Here is a 20,536-nt window from a genome sequence, read left to right as displayed (position 1 = left end):
TATCTTATCAACATCAAAATCGCAGCTATGCTACCCATTCTAATAATTATAATGCATATGATGATGTTGATTACGAAGCTTTATATACCGAAGAAGGTACACCTGAAACGGTTCATTCTAAGCGACAAGAACAGCATGACACTACAACTTATTTTGATAAAACCACACACCTATACAAAGATTTAACTGATAATAATACGGAGCAGGATGTATTATTTAAAGCATTGATGCTTTATGCCCGCGAACATAATCAACATGTTTACGATAAATATCAAACGAGTCATACAGACAATAGAAAAGATGATCAGGGAGGCGAAAGATATTGATGCTTAAATCACGCGTATCAAAATTTTTAGTACTATTAGCCACACTCACACTAGCCATAGTTTTAAGTGCCTGTGGGAATAGTCAATCCAACTCCTCTACACAAAGTAAAACCGAATTAGGAGACAAAACGATTGAAATCCCTTATATTGCAAGTGATAATTCAACTGCACGTTCACTTGTGATTGCGGAAGTATTAAAGAAAGCTGGTTATGATGTTACAACTACACCTGTGCCAGCAAGTGGACCATTATATGCAACAGTGTCTGCAAGTGATGATGCATTTCATGCTTCAGGTATTTTTCCAGAAACAGATAAAAGATATTATGATAAATTTAAAGATACACTTACTTTATATGATGACAAACATTTAATTAATCATGTTAATGTTGGATTAGCAGTACCTAAATATGTTCAGAACATTGATTCAATTAAAGATTTAAAAGATGATAAAGATTTTGGTAAATCTGTAGATTGGACAATTCAAGGTACTGATAACAGAAATGGTGTTATGCAACAAACGAATGATGAATTAGATAGAGACGATTTGAGTAAATATAGCCTAGATAAAAGTTCCGATCAGGAACAATTCAAAAAAATTCAAAAAGCATATCAACAACAACAACCTATTCTTTTCACATCAATGGAACCAAATTGGTTCTCGAAAGAATTAGATGTCAAAATGCTTAAAGATCCAGACAAAATTTATGGAAATAATAAGCAACATATTGATTTAGTATTCAATCATAATTTTAAAGAAAAACATCCAGCGGCATATGACATTGCAACACGTATGGCAAAAGATTGGGATCAAAAAGATGAGGAACGTTTAGCTAAAAACATCTTTGTTAAAAGTAAAAATCCTGAACAAGTAGCAAAAGATTATGTAGACAATCATGATCACAACGTCGATGATTGGTTAAAAGATATCGACACTAAATAAATATTAAATTGACACTTTATTTGACAATTAAGTGTGGCGAAGAATATTAAATATTCTATCGTCACACTTTTTTATTATCATATTAAAGATGTATATTTGGAATTATTCTAAAATTTATGATACTTTACTTTTAATAAGTCAAACTTTCGAACTATAAAAAATGAATAGGAGTATTTTCGGATTATGCCTACTGCCAATCAAAAGCGTATGATTAAACATATAAACGCAACTGTATTTAAATTATTAAATGATTATCATTTTGACGAAATAACAATTCAAAAAATTTGTGATAACGCAGAAATTAATCGTAGTACATTTTATCGTTATTTCCAAGATAAATACGATCTTCTATTCTCTTTACCTGACTATATCGCAACTCAATTTCATCATGAAGATACTCGACCTTTTCTTTCTACAGAAGAATCTTTTCAACAATTCATCTATTTTATCGGAGAACATAAGAAAGTATTTAAACATTTACTGACCTCTTCTCGTCAAGCGGATGTCTTTCGTAATCTAACGCATGTAAGTCGTGAATTAATGTTAGATAGCGTAAAAAGTCAAAATGATCCACTTGCTTTAAAAATTAAACACAGTCATCATCCTGAAATTATTGCAGATTTTTATAGCAGTGGCATGATAGAGGTCTTAAGACGTTGGGTAGAAAATGATTACAATTATAGTGTAGATGAGATTTTTGCTACATTGCATGACATTTTAGATATATCTTTAAACTGTAAATAGTCTAATAATGCTTTGACTTTGCGTCCTACTTGATACTTGAGAAGCAGATTATGGGTTTTGTCCTGTCATCACATGTCCATCTACTTCTACATAAATTATAAATGGAAGACATCTATCCAAGTAGGTTGCTCCGCGTTGTTTAATTCATTTTGTAAATGGAAAGGGATAGTGGCATCTCTATTGACCATCGACCTAGAAAGTGTCTTATGAACTTTTAAATTCTAAGTTGTTGCGCTTAATTTGACAACTCAACTTATAAAAAATGAGCATCCAAACTCATTTTGAATTTGAATGCTTTCGATACCCATAATGTCATCGTATTACATTTTTTCTACGTGGTAAAAGTAAAGCGACTATAAGAGCGATGATTCCAATGACCGCAATCATTATAAATTGTAATGTGAAATTAGATAATGGTTGAATAAGAATCATCAATAATGGCGCAATGGCTGTTCCTAAAAACAGAATAAAGGTATTAACAGATAAGAAGAAACCTTGATTTCGATTGACAACCATACCTACTTTTGAAATAGTAGATGGAATTGCAAACGCAATCCCTCCTACAAATAGCACACTCCAAATAATTAGTAGACTGATATTAGTTGTGAAAGCCATTAAAATAAGTGATACCACACTTACAACTAATGCACCTACAATCACTTGTTTAACTCCTGTACGATCACTAATACGTCCTGCTAATAATGAAAGTAACATCCCAATAATACCAAAGAGTTTAGCATTAATGGCTGTTGCTTCCGAGCCACCCACAATATCAGAAGTAATATAATGATTAAAAATTGTATACATACTAATGAACATGGTAAGTAAGGATAAAGAAATAAGATAACATAATATGACTATTTTATTATCTTTAAAATCTTTAAAGTTTTTGAAGAAACCTACTAGTTTGAGTTGAGGATTTTTCACTGGACTTTCTGGAACGAATTTATAAATGAGTATTGCTATAAGAATGTAGAGTAATGTCAATATGAAATAAACCATATGCCAATTAGAATAACGCACTACAATTTCACTCAAGTTTTGGCCAATGACACCAGATAACATAAAACTTGTACTAATAAAACTAATCGCAGTCACACGTTTTACTGGGGAATACATTTCAGTGACATAAGTAATAGATACAGGTGAAAAAGCTGCCGCGCATATACCTTGAATTGCACGAAGAATAATAAGTAGTGTGAACGAATGAATGAAGCCTATAAGTAAACATATGATGACGAGTCCAATAAGTCCAAATAAAATCGTACGAATACGTCCAAATTTTTCAGAAATTGTACCATAAAATAGACAACTTAGTGAATACGTAATTGAAAAGATCACACCATTTAGAGAGGCAACAGCATTTGAAATGCCAAAATCTTTTGCGAATACAGAAGTAAGGGGTAAAGCAGTATATAAACTTGCCATAACAATAATACCCGAAATAAAGAAAATTGTAGTCATTCGATTATAATTCATCGATGTTTCCATAATACAACTCCTTTCATAGATTTTGTCACAACAGTATTATTATGACACGTTCAATATAGTTTCTAAAGTGTACTGATTAACACTTTCTTATAAAAAGATAATTATCTAACGCTTTTTATTGACTTTACTTACCAATAATCATATAATTTCTAGTATAAAAATTATACTTATTTTATAATAAAATAATTTAACTAAAAAAGGAGTACTTATTAATGATCTTACGTTATGCTGCAAATTTAAAACTTGCAAAAGAATTATATGATTCATCAAAACCAAAATTACAAGGTAGCCAAGAAATGATTGATACATTTAAAAATGTATTTGGTTTACCAGAAAAATCAGTTAAATTAGCAGGTACAGTAGAAGCTACTGCTGCTGCATTATTTGCTGCAAGTTTCTTAAACAAAAATATTTCTCGTTTAGGTTCTATTGCAACATTTGGTGTATTAGGCGTTGCAGCTTACAAACACTTTGAAGCTGGTCACGGTAAAGAAGGCGCACAACACGCTTTAGATTTACTTGGCTTAGCTGCTTTAAGTTTTGCTGATACATTCGGTAAAAACTAATTCAATAACTATATAAATAAAAACGTTCAGCGTGAATGCATTACACATTTATGCTGAACGTTTTTATTTAACTTTTTTTAACGTGACTTTTATACTTAGTTTAACTAAAAAATATAATATAAAGGAGCGTTTAGATAATGATATTACGTTATGCTACCAATTTAAAACTCGCTAAAGATTTGTATGCCGCTTCAAAACGTAAACTTACTGGTAACCCTTATACTAAACAACTATTTACACAAGATTTTAAATTATCGGAACGTGCAATGAAATTAGCAGGTGTGATTGAGTTCATTGCATCGGGTTTGTTTGCCACAAGTGTCTTGCATAAAAATATCTCTCGCTTAGGATCACTTGTCACGTTTAGTGTATTAAGCGTTGCAGTATATAAACGCCTTGAGGCAGGTCATGGTAAGGTTGGCGCACAACATGCTTTAGATTTATTAGGTTTAGCTGCACTTAGTCTTATCGATACATTTTCTAAGAAATAATAAAGCGCACATGGGACAACGAATACGATAAGAATGCTGTCCCATTCCTTTTAGTTGTATTTATTTAAAATACTTTTAGAGATGTGACATAATGATATATCTTCAGGATGTTTATCTAATCTATCTTGATGTTCGTCTGCACTTTTAACATAATTTTCTAAAGGACGTACTTCCACAACGATTTTATCTCTATCTGAACGTTGTTGAATGAATTGTTGTGCTTCTTTAAGATGGTTCTCATTTTCACTATAAACACCTGTACGATATTTAGGTCCTTTATCTACGCCTTGCTTATTCAGACTGTATGGGTCTATGATTTCAAATAAATAATGCATTAAATCATGAATTGAAGTGATGTCAGGATTAAAAACTGTTTTAACGCATTCTACATAGCCATCATATTCATCATCAAGTCGCTGCGTCGTTCCATTCGCACGTCCTGCTTCAGTAGCTATAACGCCTGGCAATGTTTTAATAAATGCTTGTACACCCCACAAACACCCTCCAGCTAGATATACTGTTTCCAATGTATCACTCCTATTTTTATAATTCTTTTACTAAATTATACCAAGCTACATTTGCATGATTAGAATCTGATAATCCTTTATTAATATATCCATGTGATTCATAAAAATTTACTAAAGTATCGCGACAAGTGAGAGTGACTCCGAAACGTACATGTTGCCTTGCTATATTCTCAAAATCATTTAACAGTTGTCCTGCAATGCCTTGATGTTGAAAATCTTTCGCTACAACTAAACCGAGTACACTTAAATAACCACCCATATTGGGGTTAGGTCTAATCGATGCAAATAAATCATCTGTAATAAACTTATTCGAAATAGCTGGACCATTAATATAGCCAACGATTTGATTGTTTTCTTCTGCAACAATAAACGTATCCGGAATGATTTCAATACGCTGTTTTAAAGCTTGAGTTGTTGCTGCTTCTTCTTTAGTAAACCCTTCATTTTCTAATTGAATTAAACTTTCTAAATCACCTGCCACTACATTTCGAAAAATCATGTTCTACACCCTTTCAATATCATCGTATAGTTTTATTTAATAGCGATTTATCCTATCAACTTTTAAGTGTATGACAAAACTGTCATATAGATGATAGGGAATATTAAGGTTGTTTTTTTATGAATATGTTAGTTTATAAATGTACATAGTTATGATTATTTTTGAAAAAATAAAATCATTATCTTTATGTATATAGAATGATCATTACTAAGAACTAACTATCTTTGAGTATACATCATTTTAAATAGATATTTGGTACAACACTTATAGCATCTTCATTTATTTTTTCTCGAGGTCATGCATTTACATCCTAGCAGAATATTGATTAACAATATAATGATCACATACCTCATCAGCCTATTGCTTCAGAGAACGATACTAATTAATCATGACCAAAACGATTGACTCATTACACCTAGAAATGATTACAACATAAATCAGGGTATTAACTATAACATGAATCACATTCCCGTCATCCGTTAGAATCAACACACATGTTTTTATCATGTTTCAGCCCAACAGTGAAATCTATCTGAAAACAAGTATCGGTTTCAATAGTCTTGTAGAGGAAAATGGATGAAGTAAAGACACCCTAGAAAATAATGACAACGATTTTAATAGTTATGTTGAAAAACAGAACTTAATGAAACAGCGAACAACGACGATTCAACTCCATGATACTAAATTAAATGCTATTAAAACAACACGTTACTCTGACAACACGACTTATGTATCGAATCACACATCAATGAACCACCGCATTATTTAAAAACAGAACCTACACTTAGTTATCATCATTCACAATCCTTAAATAACGTTACATATTCTTTAGTAACACCCCTTACTAAAAAATATGACACTAATACTTCAAAATATAATGATTTTAGCATATTCACTCTTATACTAGCCTTAGAAGTATTAGCTTTAGACGCGTTATTCCTAAAAAACATTAACTGTATTTTTCTAAGTATCTGTTACTAATACTGTAACAACATTTCTTTCATGCATTATAAAAGAGCTATTGTCCAGTTTTCTAAGTTCTGGCAATAGCTCTATTTGTTTATAAAAACGTTCAAATTATGTCTTCTATTACACAATACGTTTACGAATAGCTCCCGAGATAAAGTCAACAATGGCTACCATAATCACTAAGCCGATTAAGATAATCCCTACTCGATCCCATGAACGTGTTTGAAGTGCAAAGATAAGTGGTGTACCAATACCACCAGCACCGATTAAACCTAAAATAGATGCTGAACGTAAGTTTAATTCAAAACGATATAAAATAAGGGATAAGAATGAAGGTAAAATTTGAGGAATAACCGCAAAGACAAGTGTTTTAGTTTTATTCGCACCACTTGCTTTTAAAGCCTCTGCTGATGAGAAGTCTAAACTTTCAATATCCTCTATAAATAATTTACCTAACATCCCTACTGAGTGAATCCCTAACGCAAGTACCCCTGAAAATGAACCAGGACCTACTGCTTTTATGAAAATTAACGCCATAACAATTTCAGGGAATACACGAATCACACTAAGAATGAATTTAGTAATCCCTGTGACTGGTCGAACTTTTACTAAGTTACGTGCACCTAAAAATGCGAATGGTATGCAAATCACTGCTGCGATAAATGTACCAATAACAGCAATGGCAAACGTTTCAAGTAAGCCACGAAGTAAGTCTTCTCCAGCTGGAATATAAACGTAACCCCAATCGGGGTGGAATAATCCATTAAAAATAGATTTAAGAATTTCAATTGATTTAGATTTTAATTCTAAAGCAGGCATACCTGCAAAACCCCAAACAATGATAGCTAAAACAACAATGGCAATAAGCCAATGTTTAATCATTCTTTGTTTGTGTTCCTTTGATCTCACTGGATATTTCTTTTCTAACTGATGCTGTTCTTGTGTCATGCGAGTTTTTCCCTCACTTTCGAGCTGACATAGTCAATAATGACAACAATGACTAAAGTGAACAGAATAATCATCGCTGTTTTTGGATATTGGAATAATCCTAAAGTTGAGTCGTAGAATAAACCGATACCACCAGCACCTACTAATCCAAGAACTGCTGAGGCACGAATATTAATCTCAAATGCAAATAATACATAGGATAAAAATGTAGACATTGTTTGTGGAACTACTCCAAACATAATCCATTTTGTTTTATTTGCACCTACTGCCGTCATCGCTTCCATTGGACCTGGATCAATTGTTTCAAGCGATTCATAGAACAATTTCGCAATAACACATATTGTTAAAATAAATAATGCCAATACCCCTGGAATTTGTCCGATACCAAAAACTGCAACAAAGACAGCAGCTAATAATAAATCAGGAATGGTACGTACAATATTTAAAATAAAACGTGATGGAATCGTAATCCACTTTGTTTTTACAATATTACTTGCACAGAGCAATGCAACCGGAATTGATACGATGGATCCTAAGAATGTCCCTACAATCGCCATGCGAATTGTGTCTAACATAGGTTTTGTAATGGTATTTAAGTAACTCCAATCTGGTGGGACCATTTGCCCAAAGAAAGAACCGATTTGTGGAATCCCTACCATTAAGTCACTAAAGCTAAAGCCCGTATATAAAAAACTCCACACTACGAGCGCAATCACTAAAAATAGAGTTAAACTAGTTTTGAAAGAGAATTTTTTATTTAAATATTGATCATATTTACTTGTAGTAGGTGTTGCCATATTACTCCACCCCTAGCTTCTCATCGTCATTAAGTTTACGGCCATAAATTTCGTTAAATACATCTTCATTCGCTTCACTTGCCGGCCCATCATAAACCAGTTCTCCTGCACGTAAACCAATAATCCGTGTTCCATATTCTAATGCTAAATCAACAAAGTGTAGGTTAATTAAAATGGTAATACCTAATTCTTCATTGATTTTTTTCAAGTCATCCATAACTTGTTTAGTAGTGAGCGGGTCTAAAGATGCAACAGGCTCATCTGCTAAAATAATCGCTGGCTCTTGCGCTAAGGCACGTGCAATTGAAATACGTTGCTGTTGACCTCCAGACAGTTCATCTGAACGTTGGTCATATTTATCCAAAATATTCACACGTTCTAACGCATCCATTGCTTTAATTTTGTCTTCTTTTGGAAATAATCCTAATATCATTTTCCAAGTTGGATGATAACCGACACGACCACTTAATACATTTCTCAACACAGTAGATCGTTTGACTAAATTAAAATGTTGGAAAATCATTCCTATATTACGACGCATCATTAATAATTCTTTACCTTTCGCTTTCGTAATCGATTTACCTTCAATTGTAATATCTCCCGAAGTAATATCATGTAGACGATTAACAGATCGTAATAATGTAGATTTCCCCGCACCTGATAAACCTACGATAACAGCAAAGTCACCTTTTTCAATGTTTAAATTGATATCTTTTAACCCCACATGACCATTAGGATAAATCTTGCTCACATTTTTAAACTCTATCTGACTCATGTATGTTTACACCCTTCTTTTTAATACAGAGAAAGAGGTCGGGACAAGATCATAAGAAATGATATATGCATTTCTTATATGACTCAATTGCCCTAGCCTCTTCTCTTTATCACTTATTTAGTTCTATCTATGTGAAAATTATTTCATATCTTGAACTTCTTTTTCATATTTTCTTACGATATCGAAGTCTGAGTCTTTAGCATCTGTATAGCCTTCGTGAGAGTATACTTCACTAATAATTTTATGTCCTTCTTTTGTTTTAGAGATATCTTTAAATGCTTTTTTAAGTTTATCTTGGAAGTCTTTGTTCATATCAGGACGAACTGAAATCGTATCGTTAGGAATTGGTTTTGTTAGTTTAAGAATTTTAGTATCTTTAAATACGTTGGGTTGATCTTTTTTAACAATGTTACGTGCATCTTGGAATACAGCTGCAGCGTCAACATCGCCATTTAATAATGAAATCACAGCTTGGTCATGACCTTTCATGTTTACGATTTTCATATCTTTAGTAGCGTCAATACCAGTATCTTTTTTAATTGTTGCAATTGGGAATGTGTAACCTGCTGTTGAAGTTACATCTTGTAATGCGATTTTTTTACCTTTTAAATCTTTTAAGCTATTAATACCTGAATTTTTTTTAACTAAGATTTCTGATTTATAATCTTTTACAAGTTTTTTATTACTAGAACCATCTTCATTCACACCATAACGTTGTGCTTGTAATAATAAATCAGCTGCTTTTTGATCATGTGCTAACGTGTAAGCAGTTGGTGGTAAGAAACCAACATCTACTTTTTTAGATTTCATTGCTTCAACAATTGTATTGTAATTTGTTGATACAGACACTTTTACTGGAATACCTAATTTCTTAGATAATAATTTTTCAAGCGGTTTTGCTTTTGCTTCAAGTGTATCTGCATTTTGTGATGGTACGAATTGTACAGTTAATTCTTTAGGTGTGTAGCCATCTTTACTTGAACTTGATCCACCATCCGAATTACTACTTTTATTATTGTCTAACGAGCTATTATTTCCACATGCTGCTGCAAAAATAATAACTGATAGCGCTAATACTAAAAGGTACTTAAATTGCTTCATAACATATTGCCCCCGTTCGCTATGTATACATTCATGTAATTTGTCAACGCATTTCATTTGACAATACTAAGAGTAGCACAATATTAACCAAAATAATATTTATTATGTGTGAATTTTTTATAGAATTGTTTTACACTGTTAAAGAATTGTAAAATTTATTTAAACATTCTCTAAATAATCTATTATCAACTTATTTTTTTATTATACTTTTTCTATAAATCATTTAAAAATATATTTGGGAGATAAAAATATGAAATGGATAAAAGTATTAAGTAGTACTATTTTAGCTTCAGCAATTACATTATCTGCAACGCCAATCAGTCATGCTACACCAAATCAAACTACCACTCAAACTGTCGCTTTTGACGCTTCACACGGCCAAACGGCAGGAGCTGCTGATTGGGTCATTGATGGTGGCTTTTCCGATTATGCTGATTCAATGCGTCAACAAGGATATACTGTGAAACAAATCGATGGAGAATCTAATATTACACCTAATACACTACGCGGCATCAATATTCTCGTTCTTCCAGAAGCCAATATTCCTTTTAAAAAGAGAGAACAACAAGCTATGCTTAATTTTGTTGAAAAAGGTGGCAATATCATCTTTATCTCTGATCATTATAATGCAGACAGAAACTTAAATCGTTTCGATTCTTCAGAAGTGATGAATGGTTATCGTCGTGGTGCATATCAAGATATCACCAAAGATTTAACAAATGAGGAAAAACATTCTAAAGCTATGCGCAATGTTAAAAGTTCAGATTGGCTTTCTGAACACTTCGGCGTACGTTTCCGTTACAACGCTTTAGGTGATTTAAATACTCAAAATATTGTGTCATCTAGTGACAGCTTTGGTATTACTGAAGGTGTACATTCTGTATCAATGCATGCTGGTTCAACTCTTGCAATTACAGATCCTACAAAAGCAAAAGGTATTATTTTCTTACCAGAACATTTATCTCAAAAACAACGTTGGTCTCATGCAGTCGATCAAGGTATTTACAATGGCGGTGGTATAGCAGAGGGTCCTTATGTCGCTATCTCAAAAGTAGGTAAAGGAAAAGCAGCCTTCATTGGAGATTCATCATTAGTCGAAGATAGTACACCTAAATATGTACGTGAAGATAATGGAAGAACTAAGAAAACGTATGATGGATTTAAAGAACAAGATAATAGTAAATTACTTGAAAATATTACAACTTGGTTTGGAAAACAAGATAATACACCGAATTTAAAAGAAACAGGTATTAAGTTAGATCAACCTACGCCACTTCTTAATTTCGAACAACCACAACATTCAACTGAACCTGAAAAAGAACCGTGGTCACAACCACCTTCTGGATATAAATGGTACGATCGTTCAACATTTAAACTAGGTAGTTATGGCAGTACATCATCACAACTAAATAGTAATCATAAAAATCATGGTAGCCATAATGGTAATAACAAAGCGAATAGTACAAAAGACAATACGACTGAAAATAATCATTCACAAGAGGATACAAATACATCACAGTCTTCCCAAGATACAACTACTTCTAATTCAATGATATCTAGCAATAATGTTCAATTCCATTTACCAGATAATGTATCAGTAAATCAACCATTTAATATTCAAGTTGAATTAACAAACATGGCTAAAAATACAACTATTGATCATTTAAAATTAGGTGTTTATCAAGATGGTGGTAGACAGCTTGCACGTTTTTCTCAAGATGGGCAAAATTATGATACGGTAGGCTATAGTCAAGAACAAAGTGTAACCACTGATGACCAAGGTAACGCAACGTTAACTTTTACAGCTAAAACATCTGAATCTATTTCAGGTGCGAATATTCGTTTAAAACAAGGTAGTAAAACGCTTGCTACAGGTTCAATTCAATAATTTATAATAGTAATACAACACATAAGAGATAATAAAGGTATGTGGCGTTCAATAAACTACTTCCCTTTTTTATCTCTTTATTTATGAAAGGAAATGACCTATGACACAACTCTCTTTTTATATCGTAAGTGATATACATGGCTATATTTTTCCCACTGACTTTTCAAAAAGAAACCAAAATCTTCCTATGGGACTATTAAAAGTAAATCAACTGATCGAACAAGAACGTCAACACGATGACTATAGTTTTAAAATTGATAATGGTGATTTTTTACAAGGTTCTCCTTTATGCCATTACCTAGCAACTGAAGAACAATCAAGTCAACCTCTTACTGATATTTATAATCGTCTTAATTTTGACTTTGGTACATTAGGTAATCATGAATTTAATTATGGATTACCTTATTTACAAAATACTTTAAACCATCTTCATCACCCTATCTTGTGTGCAAATATTTTTGATCACAATAACGCACCTTTGACTGGTCAAGGCGTAAATTATTTTAAACGTGGCGATATAACTATTGGCGTCATTGGATTAACAACACAATTCATTCCAAATTGGGAACAACCTGCCCATATTAAAGGATTAACGTTCAACAGTGCAGTTGAAACATTAAAATGTATTTTACCAGACGTTCGTAAAAAATCAGATGTTGTCGTTGTGTCTTATCATGGCGGTTTTGAAAGAAGTCTTGATACTGATATACCTACTGAAGAATTAACTGGAGAAAATGAAGGATCTGATATACTAGAACGTTTCCATAAAGATATTGACGTGCTTATAACAGGACACCAACATCGTGATATTGCAATGATAAAAAATGACACCGCCATTATCCAACCAGGTACACGAGGTACAGAATTTGGTAAGGTGACATTAACATTAGATCATGAACATCGAATTACAGATAAACAGAGCACTCTTGTATCTGTGCCTTCTCATCTTTCATTAACATTATCTAACAACGATCATTCACTTTTAAATGAACTTGAAGATTGGCTTGATACGGACATTACAACATTATCAGAACCAATGCTAGTCACTCATCAGTTCGAAGCTCGAACACACCCTCATTCACTTATTAATCTGATAAATTATATTTTGTTAGAAAAAAGTGGTGCAGATATAGCAAGCACTGCGCTATTTGATTCAGCTAAAGGCTTTAATCAACAAGTCACAATGCGAGATATCATTAATAACTATCCTTTTCCTAATACATTCCAAGTTTTAGAACTTAATGGCAAAGGAATTAAAGCTGCTTTAGAAAAATCAGCAAGTTATTTTAGTGTAAATGACAATAATGAAATCACGGTCAGTGACACATTTTTATCTCCAAAACCTCAACATTTTAATTATGATATGTATGGAGGAATCTCTTATACCATTCATGCTGGTGCACCTGTAGGACAACGTGTTTCAGATATTAAAGTCGGCGCTTCACCTTTAGAAGACACAAAAACGTATACCATATGTGTGAACAACTATCGTGCAGTTGGAGGCGGAGATTATAAAATGTTTGCAGAAGCGCCAGTCGTTAAAGATATTCAAGAGGAAGGCGCACAAGTATTAATTGATTATATGACGCAACACGACGTATCTTATATTCCTCAAGTTGTCAATTTTAAGGTAATTATTTAACATTCATTTTACATTTTATAAAAAAGCGTTCTAAATTGAGTGAATTCAATTTAGAACGCTTTTGATTAATAATCAAATGTAACATACTTTTTTTCATAAAAATGATTAATTGTATTAATTATAATTCCTAAGATAATGATCCCGCCTGATACAAATGTAATCGTAAGATATGGGAATCCCATTGATAATAGTATTGACCCCACAATGGCACCTAAAAAGTTTGCAATATTAAAGACTGAAGCTGCAAGTGTACTTGCAAGTAACGGTGCCTCATGTGCACTTAAAATCACTTTACTATTTAATAGAGGCGTTGTACCGAAAGTGCCGAAACCAAATAAGAAACAAATAATAATTGCTAAAATCGCACTATGCACTGCTGTTACAAATAAAACAATCGTTATAAACAATAACACAAAGGTATAGAACAAGTACTGTGTAAGTTTATGTTCTGGTACATTACCTGTAAGCAAGTTACCAACCACACCGCCAAGGCCAAACATAAATAAACATACAGTTAAACCAACAATTCCAAATGGTGCATATTTATGAATCATTGGTTCCATAAACGTATAAGTTGTGAATACGCCTGAATAACCAAAGACAATAATTGCCATTACAATTAAGATATATGGATTTTTAAATACTTTTAATTCTTTTTTCACACTAGTTTCTGTACTCAATACAACATGAGGTACAAACTTCATCATTCCTAACATAGTAATGACAGCTAACAAAATCATGACGCCAAAGACAAAGCGCCAATTCGCAAATCCACCTAAAAATGAACCGAATGGCACGCCAATCATCACTGCAATTGTTAATCCGGCTTGAACGAGAGCAATCGCTTGTGGTTTTTTACCACGAGGCGCAACAGCTGCCGCCACACTCATACATACGCCAAAGAAAGGCGCGTGCATAGAGGCTGACAATAATCGAGATAACAGTAATATTGGAAAATTCGGTGCTAACATCCCTATTATATTACTTATAATAAAAATGGCCATCAATACTGGGAGTAAACGTTGTGCGCGCACTTTTAAAGTAAATACACGCATTAATGGACCGATTAATGCAACACTAATTGCATACACACTAATTAATAACCCTGCACTCGAAATAGGCACTTTCATATCGCTTGCAATTTGAGTTAATAAACCAGTAACAACATATTCTGCCATTCCAACTGTAAATGTACCTAACATAAATATGAAGAACATCATTCTGTTATCTTTCATTATTGTTTCCTCCTTTTTCTCTCTAAAAATCATATGAAAGATATACTACACAAAATTACATTCTCTGTGAAGAGATTTTTTTAAATTTTTTATTTCTCAAAAATATAGTAATGACAAGTTTTCATATTTTTTCATTATGTTAAAAGTAAGACAATTTCAAAAGGCTTAACTAAAGTTTTATATAATCTAATTTCTATTAATATATGTATTTATATTCAATGTATTGAATATTGTATTTTATAAAACATTTTTCCTCGGTTGACGATGAATTAACATTAATGCCACAACAACGCATAAACCTCCTAAAATTAAATGAAGCGTGAAGGGCTCTCTTAATCCTATAATTGAAAATAGTGTCGAAAATAGTGGTACTAAAAATAAGAAACTACTCGCCGTAGTTGCCCCTCGTTGGCTTAAGCTATAAAACCATAATCCAAATGAACCTACAGAAGCTGGAATAATAAGCCAAAAGAACCATATCCATCCCCAATGATTAAGCGAACTAAGTGTATAATGTTCTTTTAAAACGAGACTCATTATCAGCATAAACATACCACCGAATAATAGTTGCCATCCTGTTAAAACCCAGGGCCCTTTATCAAACACTACCTTTTTTGTCACTATTGTATTGATTGACCAACATAATGAACCAGCTAGTGCAAAAAGCGTCCCCCATCCAAATAATGTTTCATCTAATCCGAGACATAATCCTACTCCAAACACACCAAGTATAAGTGAAGTAATTTTAATTTTTGTTAACCTTTCATCTAAAATAAAATGTGCTAAAAAGGCCAGCCATAGCGGGTTCGTAAATAATAGAATAGATGATATAGAAGAAGACACGCCAAATGCCATTGCAAAATTTAATAATCCCATCGTCCCTGCTGTTTGTAAAAATCCAATAACGAACACTAATATAAATCCTTTATAACTATTCCCTTTACTTGTGGGTAGAATGCCCCTTTCCCCATTTCTCATAAATGTAAGGATTAACATCATACATCCTGCGATAACAAATCGCCATCCACCAAGAAGCATAGGTGGAACATGTTCATTTGAAATTAAATATTTGCCAGTTGGAAAAGATGATCCCATAAAAATAGTCGTAAAAAGAATGGACATATAAAATGTTATTGAAGTATTTAAATGTTTTTTCACTGCTGTCGTCTCCCTATTTTTAATTAAAGATAATTGAGATATATTTTGTCTTTAAATACAATTATATAGGAACTACTTTATTTTTTAAATATAATATAAAAATATTATATAATAGGTTTGATAGGAGGCTTATATATGAAATTATCTACCGGTTGGGAACAAGCAATATATGTCTTATTAATTTTAAACCAACTCCCTCGTCAGTCAGTAATGACATCTACCGCTTTAAGCAAGCGACTTAAAGTTTCTGATTCTTACTTAAAAAAAATAGTAAAAGCATTAGTAAAAGAAAATTTGGTATATTCAACAACTGGTAAAAATGGAGGATTTACACTTAGAAAAAAACTCAAAGATATTACTTTTTACGATGTCTTTTTAGCTATTGAAGGTCGTGGCAATATCTTCTCAAGTCAACATTTACTTACCAACTTTTTAGGAGAAAAAGAAGGACACAAAGCACAACAATGTAACATCAGTATAGCTTTAAATCATATTGAACATACATTGATTTCTACACTTTCTAATATAAATTTAGACGATATATATCAAGATATTATCAAGCTTTATAATCTTGAAGACATTACACAGTGGATAAGATTAAATAGTAAGACGCTTTAGACATCCGGATGTCTAACATCAGACAATCGTTAGTCTTACCCATAATTTACTTTAGATACTTTTTGACAAATATATTTGTCAAAATGACTATGATAATATACACTGATTGTGAGGAGATGATGATGATTGCGAAATCGATTGAAAGAATTACGAGCAAGAGAAGGTTATAATCAAACGCAACTTGCTAAAAAAGCAGGCATCTCACGTCAAACTGTATCTCTCATTGAAAGAAATGACTTTACACCTTCTATTTTAACTGCTATAAAAATAGCTCGTATTTTTAATGAACCTGTTGAATCTATCTTTATAATTGAGGAGGAAGATTTATGAAAATAGGTCGTTTTATAATCACTTTGTTAATTGGCGGACTGATTGGAGGATGTATAGCTTTATTCATTGACTACAACCATAGCTTTCACTTCTTTGGAAATTATCATTATGCTACACATTCAAATGTCATTTTAATCTCATTAATCTGTGTGGCACTTATCCTAGTCTTAAGTATGTATTTAATTATGATTCAAAAAAAGGCCGTTCATTACAAACGTTTATCCGAAACACATATTGATGAAGATGAGGCGGATTCATATGATAAGAAAGCTAATTTAGCATATATGCAAAATTCATTTATTTATTATCTAGAATTAACAATTAGCTTTATTGCTCTTTTTATCATTGTCTTAGGAAATGGAAATTCTAGTGCTAGTAGTTGGGCATTACTTCCTTTTATGACAACGATTATTTCCTCGGTAATTACAGGATTATTTTATCGTAAATTTGATTCTCGCTATCCCAAATTAGGAGAAAAAAATTATGCTGAGAAATTAATTAATATTTTAGATGAAGGAGAACGACATATTTACTTTAACTCCTTGTTCAAAACATTCTATATTAACCTATCTTTAATTATGATTGGTGCAATATTTTTAGGCTTTTATTCATTAGAAACTGGCCATTCCCAAACATTAGGGATCTTTATTTTAATCATTTTGTTTATTTATAATGGATTTAGTCATTTATTAAAAACATATAAATTTTATCATTCATAGTTTTCATTTCTATAAAGAAAGGATCATTAGATGACACATTTACTTCAAGTACAACAACTTAATAAATCGTATAAGAATTCAAATTTCGAATTAAATGATATTTCATTTACTTTAAATCCAGGTGAGGTCATTGGCTTAATTGGTAAAAATGGATCAGGTAAATCCACACTTATTAACACATTAGTGGGTAATCGATTTAAAGATTCAGGAGAGATTTCTTTTTTCAATCAAATTATTTCCGAAAAAGATAAAGATTATAAAGAACACGTGGGTGTAGTTTTTGATGATTTACGTGTACCGAATAAATTGACAATAACAGAGATTGATAAAGTATTTTTAAATATTTTTAAACATTGGAATAGTGATCAATTTTTCAATCTTATTCAATCATTTGAATTACCTAAAAATAATCAAATTTCTACTTTTTCTAGAGGGATGCGCATGAAAGCAGCATTAGCCATCGCACTTTCTCATGAGACAAAATTATTAATCTTAGATGAAGCAACAGCTGGTATGGATGTTTCAGGACGAGAAGAAGTGTTAGAAATTCTCGAAGATTATGTATCAAAAGGGCATGGTATTTTACTTTCATCTCATATTTCAGAGGATATGGAACAACTTGCTACAAAACTTATTTTTATGCGCGATGGTCATATTCTTTTACAAGAAGACAAACATATATTACTAACTGATTATGGCATTATCGAAACAGATGAAACTTCCCCTTTAGACTTACCTCAAGAGGTAATCATTGCTTCACGAATACGTCATGGTCAACGTCAAACGTTAGTCAAGCAACGTCAACACTTTGAACAAGCACGCCCGCTTCAAAGTATTGATGATGCTACAAAATTAATTATGCGAGGTGATAAATAATGAAAGGACTTATACTTAGTAGTTTTTATGCTTCTAAAAAATCGCTCATAACCTATTTAATTATTGGTATCGTATTAAGTATTGTGTTTGCATTTTTTAGTCCAATGATGTGTTGTTTCATGCTAATGGTCATGTTATTATCTCCCGTATCAGATAACTTAAAACGTGAAAAAGATTCTAAATGGATGTACTATGTGTCTACCCTTCCTACACATAGACATACTTATGTAAAAGCATACTTTGCCTTTTATGGTTTACTCATTTTACTTGGTTTGATAATTGGCGCCATCATTTGTCTTATCGTGACTCAAGATATTATGGTTACATTATTTTCAGCATTCATAGGTATTGGGATGGCTTGTACGTATGCATTAATGTTTCCACTCACATTTAAATTTGGTCCTGAGAATTCAAATGTCATTATGCTTACTACAGCAGTTGTTGCTGTTGCATTATTTTTATCCATGTGGTTCTTTGCTGTTATGCCAATACTCATAAAAGCAGGTTCAATAAGTAAAATCGCTTCAAACCCACTCGTTTTAGTAGCAACTGGTAGTTATGCATTGCTTGGTGTTATTATTTTTGTCATTTCTTATTTTTCATCACTATCTATTTTTAAGAAACAAGAACTATAATCACAAACGTGTGTTCGTTTAAGAACACACGTTTGTTCTATTTTATATTTTGAATACATAACAATTAAGGAGGAAAAACTATGGATATTAAAGCAATTGAAGATTATTTAAATATTGAGTCTCAACGTTATCCTCACCCTACTTTAGATGCACTTAACTATTATATGGAACGCTTTATGCTAACCGTTCCTTTTGAAAATATTAGTGTTCAAAATAAAGAAAAGATTTCAGTTGATTTAGATTATTTATTTAATAAATTTATATATCAACATCGGGGTGGGTTTTGCTATGAAATGAACCACTTCTTCGGTAGCTACTTAGAAGCTAAAGGTTTTAAAGTGTTTCGAATGTCAGCAACCGTTCATCAGCCTAATGGCAACTACAGTCCTAAAGGCTCTCATTTATCACTGGTTGTGCTTATTAATAATGGTTACTATATTGCTGATGTGGGATTTGGCGATTTACCATTACAAGCACTCCCAATAACTTCAATTGAAGCGACACAAATTGTGTTTGAAAAGACAGGTCAATTTCGTGCCATTTTTGAAACCCCTACGACGTATCTTCTTCAAAAATTGGAAGAAACAACGTGGGTAACACGTTATAAAGCAGAGTTTATTTCTCATGATATTCATGATTTTGATGAAATGATTAACTACAATACCTCACATCCTGAATCTATATTTGTAAAGCAACTCATGATTACAAAACCACAAAATTTTGGTCGAGCTACGATGTCTTATCATCACCTTACCCTTACTAAAAGATATAAAAAAGAGCAATTCGCTGTCACACGCGAAAATTATAAAGATTTTTTAAAGACCTATTTTAATCTTGACGTTACTATTCTTCCTTTAGAAAAGTGAATACATTTACTACTGTCGCGTAATAACAACAATGAGGTGAAAACTATGTCTGATATCGAAATTATTGGGCAAAACAAAATAACTTAAAAAATATTTATCTTTGATGAACCTACAACACAACTTTACGAAGACGATTTACCTATTCTCGTTGAATGCTTTAATCATTTGATTGATAAAGGGAATACTGTTATTTTAATCGAACATAATTTAACAATAATGACAGAAGTAGATGGGTTTATTGACATTGGACCATTTGCTGGTGAACATGGAGGACAATTATTGTATGCTGGAGAACCTAAAGGATTCCTAGATATTAACAACTCTGTTACAGCAAAACATTTAAGACGATATATTGAATAATCATGATTTAACCCCCGCATGCCCTCAAACACGC

The 20,536-nt window shown here is 32.2% G+C and carries 21 protein-coding genes and 1 pseudogene; 13 read left to right on the top strand and 9 right to left on the bottom strand.

All coding sequences use genetic code 11. The features are described 5' to 3' along the window. Nucleotides 1-325 precede the first annotated feature (325 nt). Nucleotides 326-1,267, top strand: a complete 942-nt coding sequence (locus tag HMPREF2881_RS02730) for a glycine betaine ABC transporter substrate-binding protein (protein WP_037555801.1) — start codon at nucleotides 326-328, stop codon at nucleotides 1,265-1,267. A 183-nt stretch (nucleotides 1,268-1,450) separates the two neighbouring features. Continuing rightward, nucleotides 1,451-2,011, top strand: a complete 561-nt coding sequence (locus tag HMPREF2881_RS02725) for a TetR/AcrR family transcriptional regulator (protein ID WP_002449274.1) — start codon at nucleotides 1,451-1,453, stop codon at nucleotides 2,009-2,011. A 312-nt stretch (nucleotides 2,012-2,323) separates the two neighbouring features. Here the strand turns inward: HMPREF2881_RS02725 and HMPREF2881_RS02720 are convergent, their stop codons facing one another. Beyond that, the gene (locus HMPREF2881_RS02720; protein WP_002449173.1) at nucleotides 2,324-3,502 is read right to left on the bottom strand and encodes an MFS transporter; all 1,179 of its coding nucleotides are present in this window, start codon (nucleotides 3,500-3,502) and stop codon (nucleotides 2,324-2,326) included. Nucleotides 3,503-3,714: 212 nt separating this feature from the next. Between HMPREF2881_RS02720 and HMPREF2881_RS02715 the strand changes: the two genes are divergently transcribed. Together HMPREF2881_RS02715 and HMPREF2881_RS02710 are read left to right on the top strand one after the other, a co-directional pair. Further along, nucleotides 3,715-4,068 (top strand): DoxX family protein, encoded by a 354-nt coding sequence (locus tag HMPREF2881_RS02715; protein ID WP_002449545.1) that lies wholly within the window; start codon nucleotides 3,715-3,717, stop codon nucleotides 4,066-4,068. A 137-nt stretch (nucleotides 4,069-4,205) separates the two neighbouring features. Beyond that, a complete protein-coding gene (locus tag HMPREF2881_RS02710; protein WP_002449196.1) occupies nucleotides 4,206-4,559 on the top strand; it encodes a hypothetical protein in 354 nt (117 codons plus the stop codon). Nucleotides 4,560-4,609: 50 nt separating this feature from the next. On the opposite strand, the gene HMPREF2881_RS02705 is transcribed toward HMPREF2881_RS02710, so the two are convergent. From HMPREF2881_RS02705 to HMPREF2881_RS02680, 6 genes are all read right to left on the bottom strand, one after another. Beyond that, nucleotides 4,610-5,086: a peptide-methionine (S)-S-oxide reductase gene (locus HMPREF2881_RS02705; RefSeq protein WP_002449282.1), complete on the bottom strand. Its 477-nt coding sequence runs from the start codon at nucleotides 5,084-5,086 to the stop codon at nucleotides 4,610-4,612. Nucleotides 5,087-5,102: 16 nt separating this feature from the next. Next, entirely contained in the window at nucleotides 5,103-5,585 is a 483-nt protein-coding gene (locus HMPREF2881_RS02700; RefSeq protein ID WP_002449467.1) for a GNAT family N-acetyltransferase, read from the bottom strand. 1,089 nt (nucleotides 5,586-6,674) lie between these two features. After that, the gene (gene phnE, locus HMPREF2881_RS02695) at nucleotides 6,675-7,502 is read right to left on the bottom strand and encodes a phosphonate ABC transporter, permease protein PhnE (RefSeq protein WP_002449318.1); all 828 of its coding nucleotides are present in this window, start codon (nucleotides 7,500-7,502) and stop codon (nucleotides 6,675-6,677) included. Further along, nucleotides 7,499-8,299, bottom strand: a complete 801-nt coding sequence (phnE, locus tag HMPREF2881_RS02690) for a phosphonate ABC transporter, permease protein PhnE (RefSeq protein WP_002449275.1) — start codon at nucleotides 8,297-8,299, stop codon at nucleotides 7,499-7,501. The genes phnE (HMPREF2881_RS02695) and phnE (HMPREF2881_RS02690) overlap by 4 nt, the downstream gene beginning before the upstream one ends. A gap of 1 nt (nucleotide 8,300) precedes the next feature. Next, on the bottom strand, nucleotides 8,301-9,074 hold the full coding sequence (gene phnC, locus HMPREF2881_RS02685) for a phosphonate ABC transporter ATP-binding protein (RefSeq protein ID WP_002449541.1): 774 nt from the start codon (nucleotides 9,072-9,074) through the stop codon (nucleotides 8,301-8,303). Nucleotides 9,075-9,212: 138 nt separating this feature from the next. Then, nucleotides 9,213-10,175, bottom strand: coding sequence for a phosphate/phosphite/phosphonate ABC transporter substrate-binding protein (locus HMPREF2881_RS02680; RefSeq protein ID WP_002449458.1), 963 nt, complete (start codon nucleotides 10,173-10,175; stop codon nucleotides 9,213-9,215). 250 nt (nucleotides 10,176-10,425) lie between these two features. On the opposite strand from HMPREF2881_RS02680, the gene HMPREF2881_RS02675 reads away from it, so the two are divergent. Then, nucleotides 10,426-12,063 (top strand): motility-associated ABC transporter substrate-binding family protein, encoded by a 1,638-nt coding sequence (locus HMPREF2881_RS02675; protein WP_002488220.1) that lies wholly within the window; start codon nucleotides 10,426-10,428, stop codon nucleotides 12,061-12,063. A 100-nt stretch (nucleotides 12,064-12,163) separates the two neighbouring features. Further along, nucleotides 12,164-13,705: a bifunctional metallophosphatase/5'-nucleotidase gene (locus tag HMPREF2881_RS02670; protein WP_002449347.1), complete on the top strand. Its 1,542-nt coding sequence runs from the start codon at nucleotides 12,164-12,166 to the stop codon at nucleotides 13,703-13,705. A 65-nt stretch (nucleotides 13,706-13,770) separates the two neighbouring features. On the opposite strand, the gene HMPREF2881_RS02665 is transcribed toward HMPREF2881_RS02670, so the two are convergent. Further along, entirely contained in the window at nucleotides 13,771-14,940 is a 1,170-nt protein-coding gene (locus HMPREF2881_RS02665) for an MFS transporter (protein ID WP_002488252.1), read from the bottom strand. Between the two features lie 237 nt (nucleotides 14,941-15,177). Continuing rightward, the gene (locus HMPREF2881_RS02660) at nucleotides 15,178-16,098 is read right to left on the bottom strand and encodes a DMT family transporter (protein ID WP_002488263.1); all 921 of its coding nucleotides are present in this window, start codon (nucleotides 16,096-16,098) and stop codon (nucleotides 15,178-15,180) included. A gap of 135 nt (nucleotides 16,099-16,233) precedes the next feature. On the opposite strand from HMPREF2881_RS02660, the gene HMPREF2881_RS02655 reads away from it, so the two are divergent. From HMPREF2881_RS02655 to HMPREF2881_RS02625, 7 genes and pseudogenes are all read left to right on the top strand, one after another. Further along, nucleotides 16,234-16,716 (top strand): RrF2 family transcriptional regulator, encoded by a 483-nt coding sequence (locus HMPREF2881_RS02655; protein ID WP_002449396.1) that lies wholly within the window; start codon nucleotides 16,234-16,236, stop codon nucleotides 16,714-16,716. Nucleotides 16,717-16,842: 126 nt separating this feature from the next. After that, on the top strand, nucleotides 16,843-17,046 hold the full coding sequence (locus HMPREF2881_RS02650) for a helix-turn-helix transcriptional regulator (protein ID WP_002449521.1): 204 nt from the start codon (nucleotides 16,843-16,845) through the stop codon (nucleotides 17,044-17,046). Beyond that, on the top strand, nucleotides 17,043-17,765 hold the full coding sequence (locus HMPREF2881_RS02645; RefSeq protein ID WP_002454713.1) for a DUF3169 family protein: 723 nt from the start codon (nucleotides 17,043-17,045) through the stop codon (nucleotides 17,763-17,765). Before HMPREF2881_RS02650 ends, HMPREF2881_RS02645 begins: the two co-directional genes overlap by 4 nt. A gap of 30 nt (nucleotides 17,766-17,795) precedes the next feature. Then, nucleotides 17,796-18,641 carry an ABC transporter ATP-binding protein gene (locus HMPREF2881_RS02640; RefSeq protein ID WP_002449350.1) on the top strand — a complete coding sequence of 282 codons (846 nt, stop codon included), beginning with the start codon at nucleotides 17,796-17,798 and terminating at the stop codon, nucleotides 18,639-18,641. Continuing rightward, nucleotides 18,641-19,276: an ABC-2 transporter permease gene (locus HMPREF2881_RS02635; RefSeq protein WP_002449477.1), complete on the top strand. Its 636-nt coding sequence runs from the start codon at nucleotides 18,641-18,643 to the stop codon at nucleotides 19,274-19,276. The genes HMPREF2881_RS02640 and HMPREF2881_RS02635 overlap by 1 nt, the downstream gene beginning before the upstream one ends. Before the next feature lie 80 nt (nucleotides 19,277-19,356). Beyond that, nucleotides 19,357-20,142 carry an arylamine N-acetyltransferase gene (locus HMPREF2881_RS02630; RefSeq protein WP_002488288.1) on the top strand — a complete coding sequence of 262 codons (786 nt, stop codon included), beginning with the start codon at nucleotides 19,357-19,359 and terminating at the stop codon, nucleotides 20,140-20,142. Between the two features lie 90 nt (nucleotides 20,143-20,232). After that, nucleotides 20,233-20,502: pseudogene (locus HMPREF2881_RS02625) on the top strand (excinuclease ABC subunit UvrA); the annotation flags it as partial. Nucleotides 20,503-20,536: the final 34 nt, after the last annotated feature.

Origin of the sequence: Staphylococcus sp. HMSC057A08, assembly GCF_001812925.1 — a bacterium.
Lineage (GTDB): Bacteria > Bacillota > Bacilli > Staphylococcales > Staphylococcaceae > Staphylococcus > Staphylococcus hominis.
The sequence above is the reverse complement of the archived record's forward strand: the minus strand, read 5'-3'. Positions and strand labels throughout refer to the sequence as shown.

Coding starts and splice junctions, on each gene's coding strand:
- HMPREF2881_RS02730 (WP_037555801.1), top strand. CDS start 326: ATGCTTAAATCACGCGTATCAAAATTTTTAGTACTATTAGCCACACTC.
- HMPREF2881_RS02725 (WP_002449274.1), top strand. CDS start 1,451: ATGCCTACTGCCAATCAAAAGCGTATGATTAAACATATAAACGCAACT.
- HMPREF2881_RS02720 (WP_002449173.1), bottom strand. CDS start 3,502: ATGGAAACATCGATGAATTATAATCGAATGACTACAATTTTCTTTATT.
- HMPREF2881_RS02715 (WP_002449545.1), top strand. CDS start 3,715: ATGATCTTACGTTATGCTGCAAATTTAAAACTTGCAAAAGAATTATAT.
- HMPREF2881_RS02710 (WP_002449196.1), top strand. CDS start 4,206: ATGATATTACGTTATGCTACCAATTTAAAACTCGCTAAAGATTTGTAT.
- HMPREF2881_RS02700 (WP_002449467.1), bottom strand. CDS start 5,585: ATGATTTTTCGAAATGTAGTGGCAGGTGATTTAGAAAGTTTAATTCAA.
- phnE (WP_002449318.1), bottom strand. CDS start 7,502: ATGACACAAGAACAGCATCAGTTAGAAAAGAAATATCCAGTGAGATCA.
- phnE (WP_002449275.1), bottom strand. CDS start 8,299: ATGGCAACACCTACTACAAGTAAATATGATCAATATTTAAATAAAAAA.
- phnC (WP_002449541.1), bottom strand. CDS start 9,074: ATGAGTCAGATAGAGTTTAAAAATGTGAGCAAGATTTATCCTAATGGT.
- HMPREF2881_RS02680 (WP_002449458.1), bottom strand. CDS start 10,175: ATGAAGCAATTTAAGTACCTTTTAGTATTAGCGCTATCAGTTATTATT.
- HMPREF2881_RS02675 (WP_002488220.1), top strand. CDS start 10,426: ATGAAATGGATAAAAGTATTAAGTAGTACTATTTTAGCTTCAGCAATT.
- HMPREF2881_RS02670 (WP_002449347.1), top strand. CDS start 12,164: ATGACACAACTCTCTTTTTATATCGTAAGTGATATACATGGCTATATT.
- HMPREF2881_RS02665 (WP_002488252.1), bottom strand. CDS start 14,940: ATGAAAGATAACAGAATGATGTTCTTCATATTTATGTTAGGTACATTT.
- HMPREF2881_RS02655 (WP_002449396.1), top strand. CDS start 16,234: ATGAAATTATCTACCGGTTGGGAACAAGCAATATATGTCTTATTAATT.
- HMPREF2881_RS02645 (WP_002454713.1), top strand. CDS start 17,043: ATGAAAATAGGTCGTTTTATAATCACTTTGTTAATTGGCGGACTGATT.
- HMPREF2881_RS02640 (WP_002449350.1), top strand. CDS start 17,796: ATGACACATTTACTTCAAGTACAACAACTTAATAAATCGTATAAGAAT.
- HMPREF2881_RS02635 (WP_002449477.1), top strand. CDS start 18,641: ATGAAAGGACTTATACTTAGTAGTTTTTATGCTTCTAAAAAATCGCTC.
- HMPREF2881_RS02630 (WP_002488288.1), top strand. CDS start 19,357: ATGGATATTAAAGCAATTGAAGATTATTTAAATATTGAGTCTCAACGT.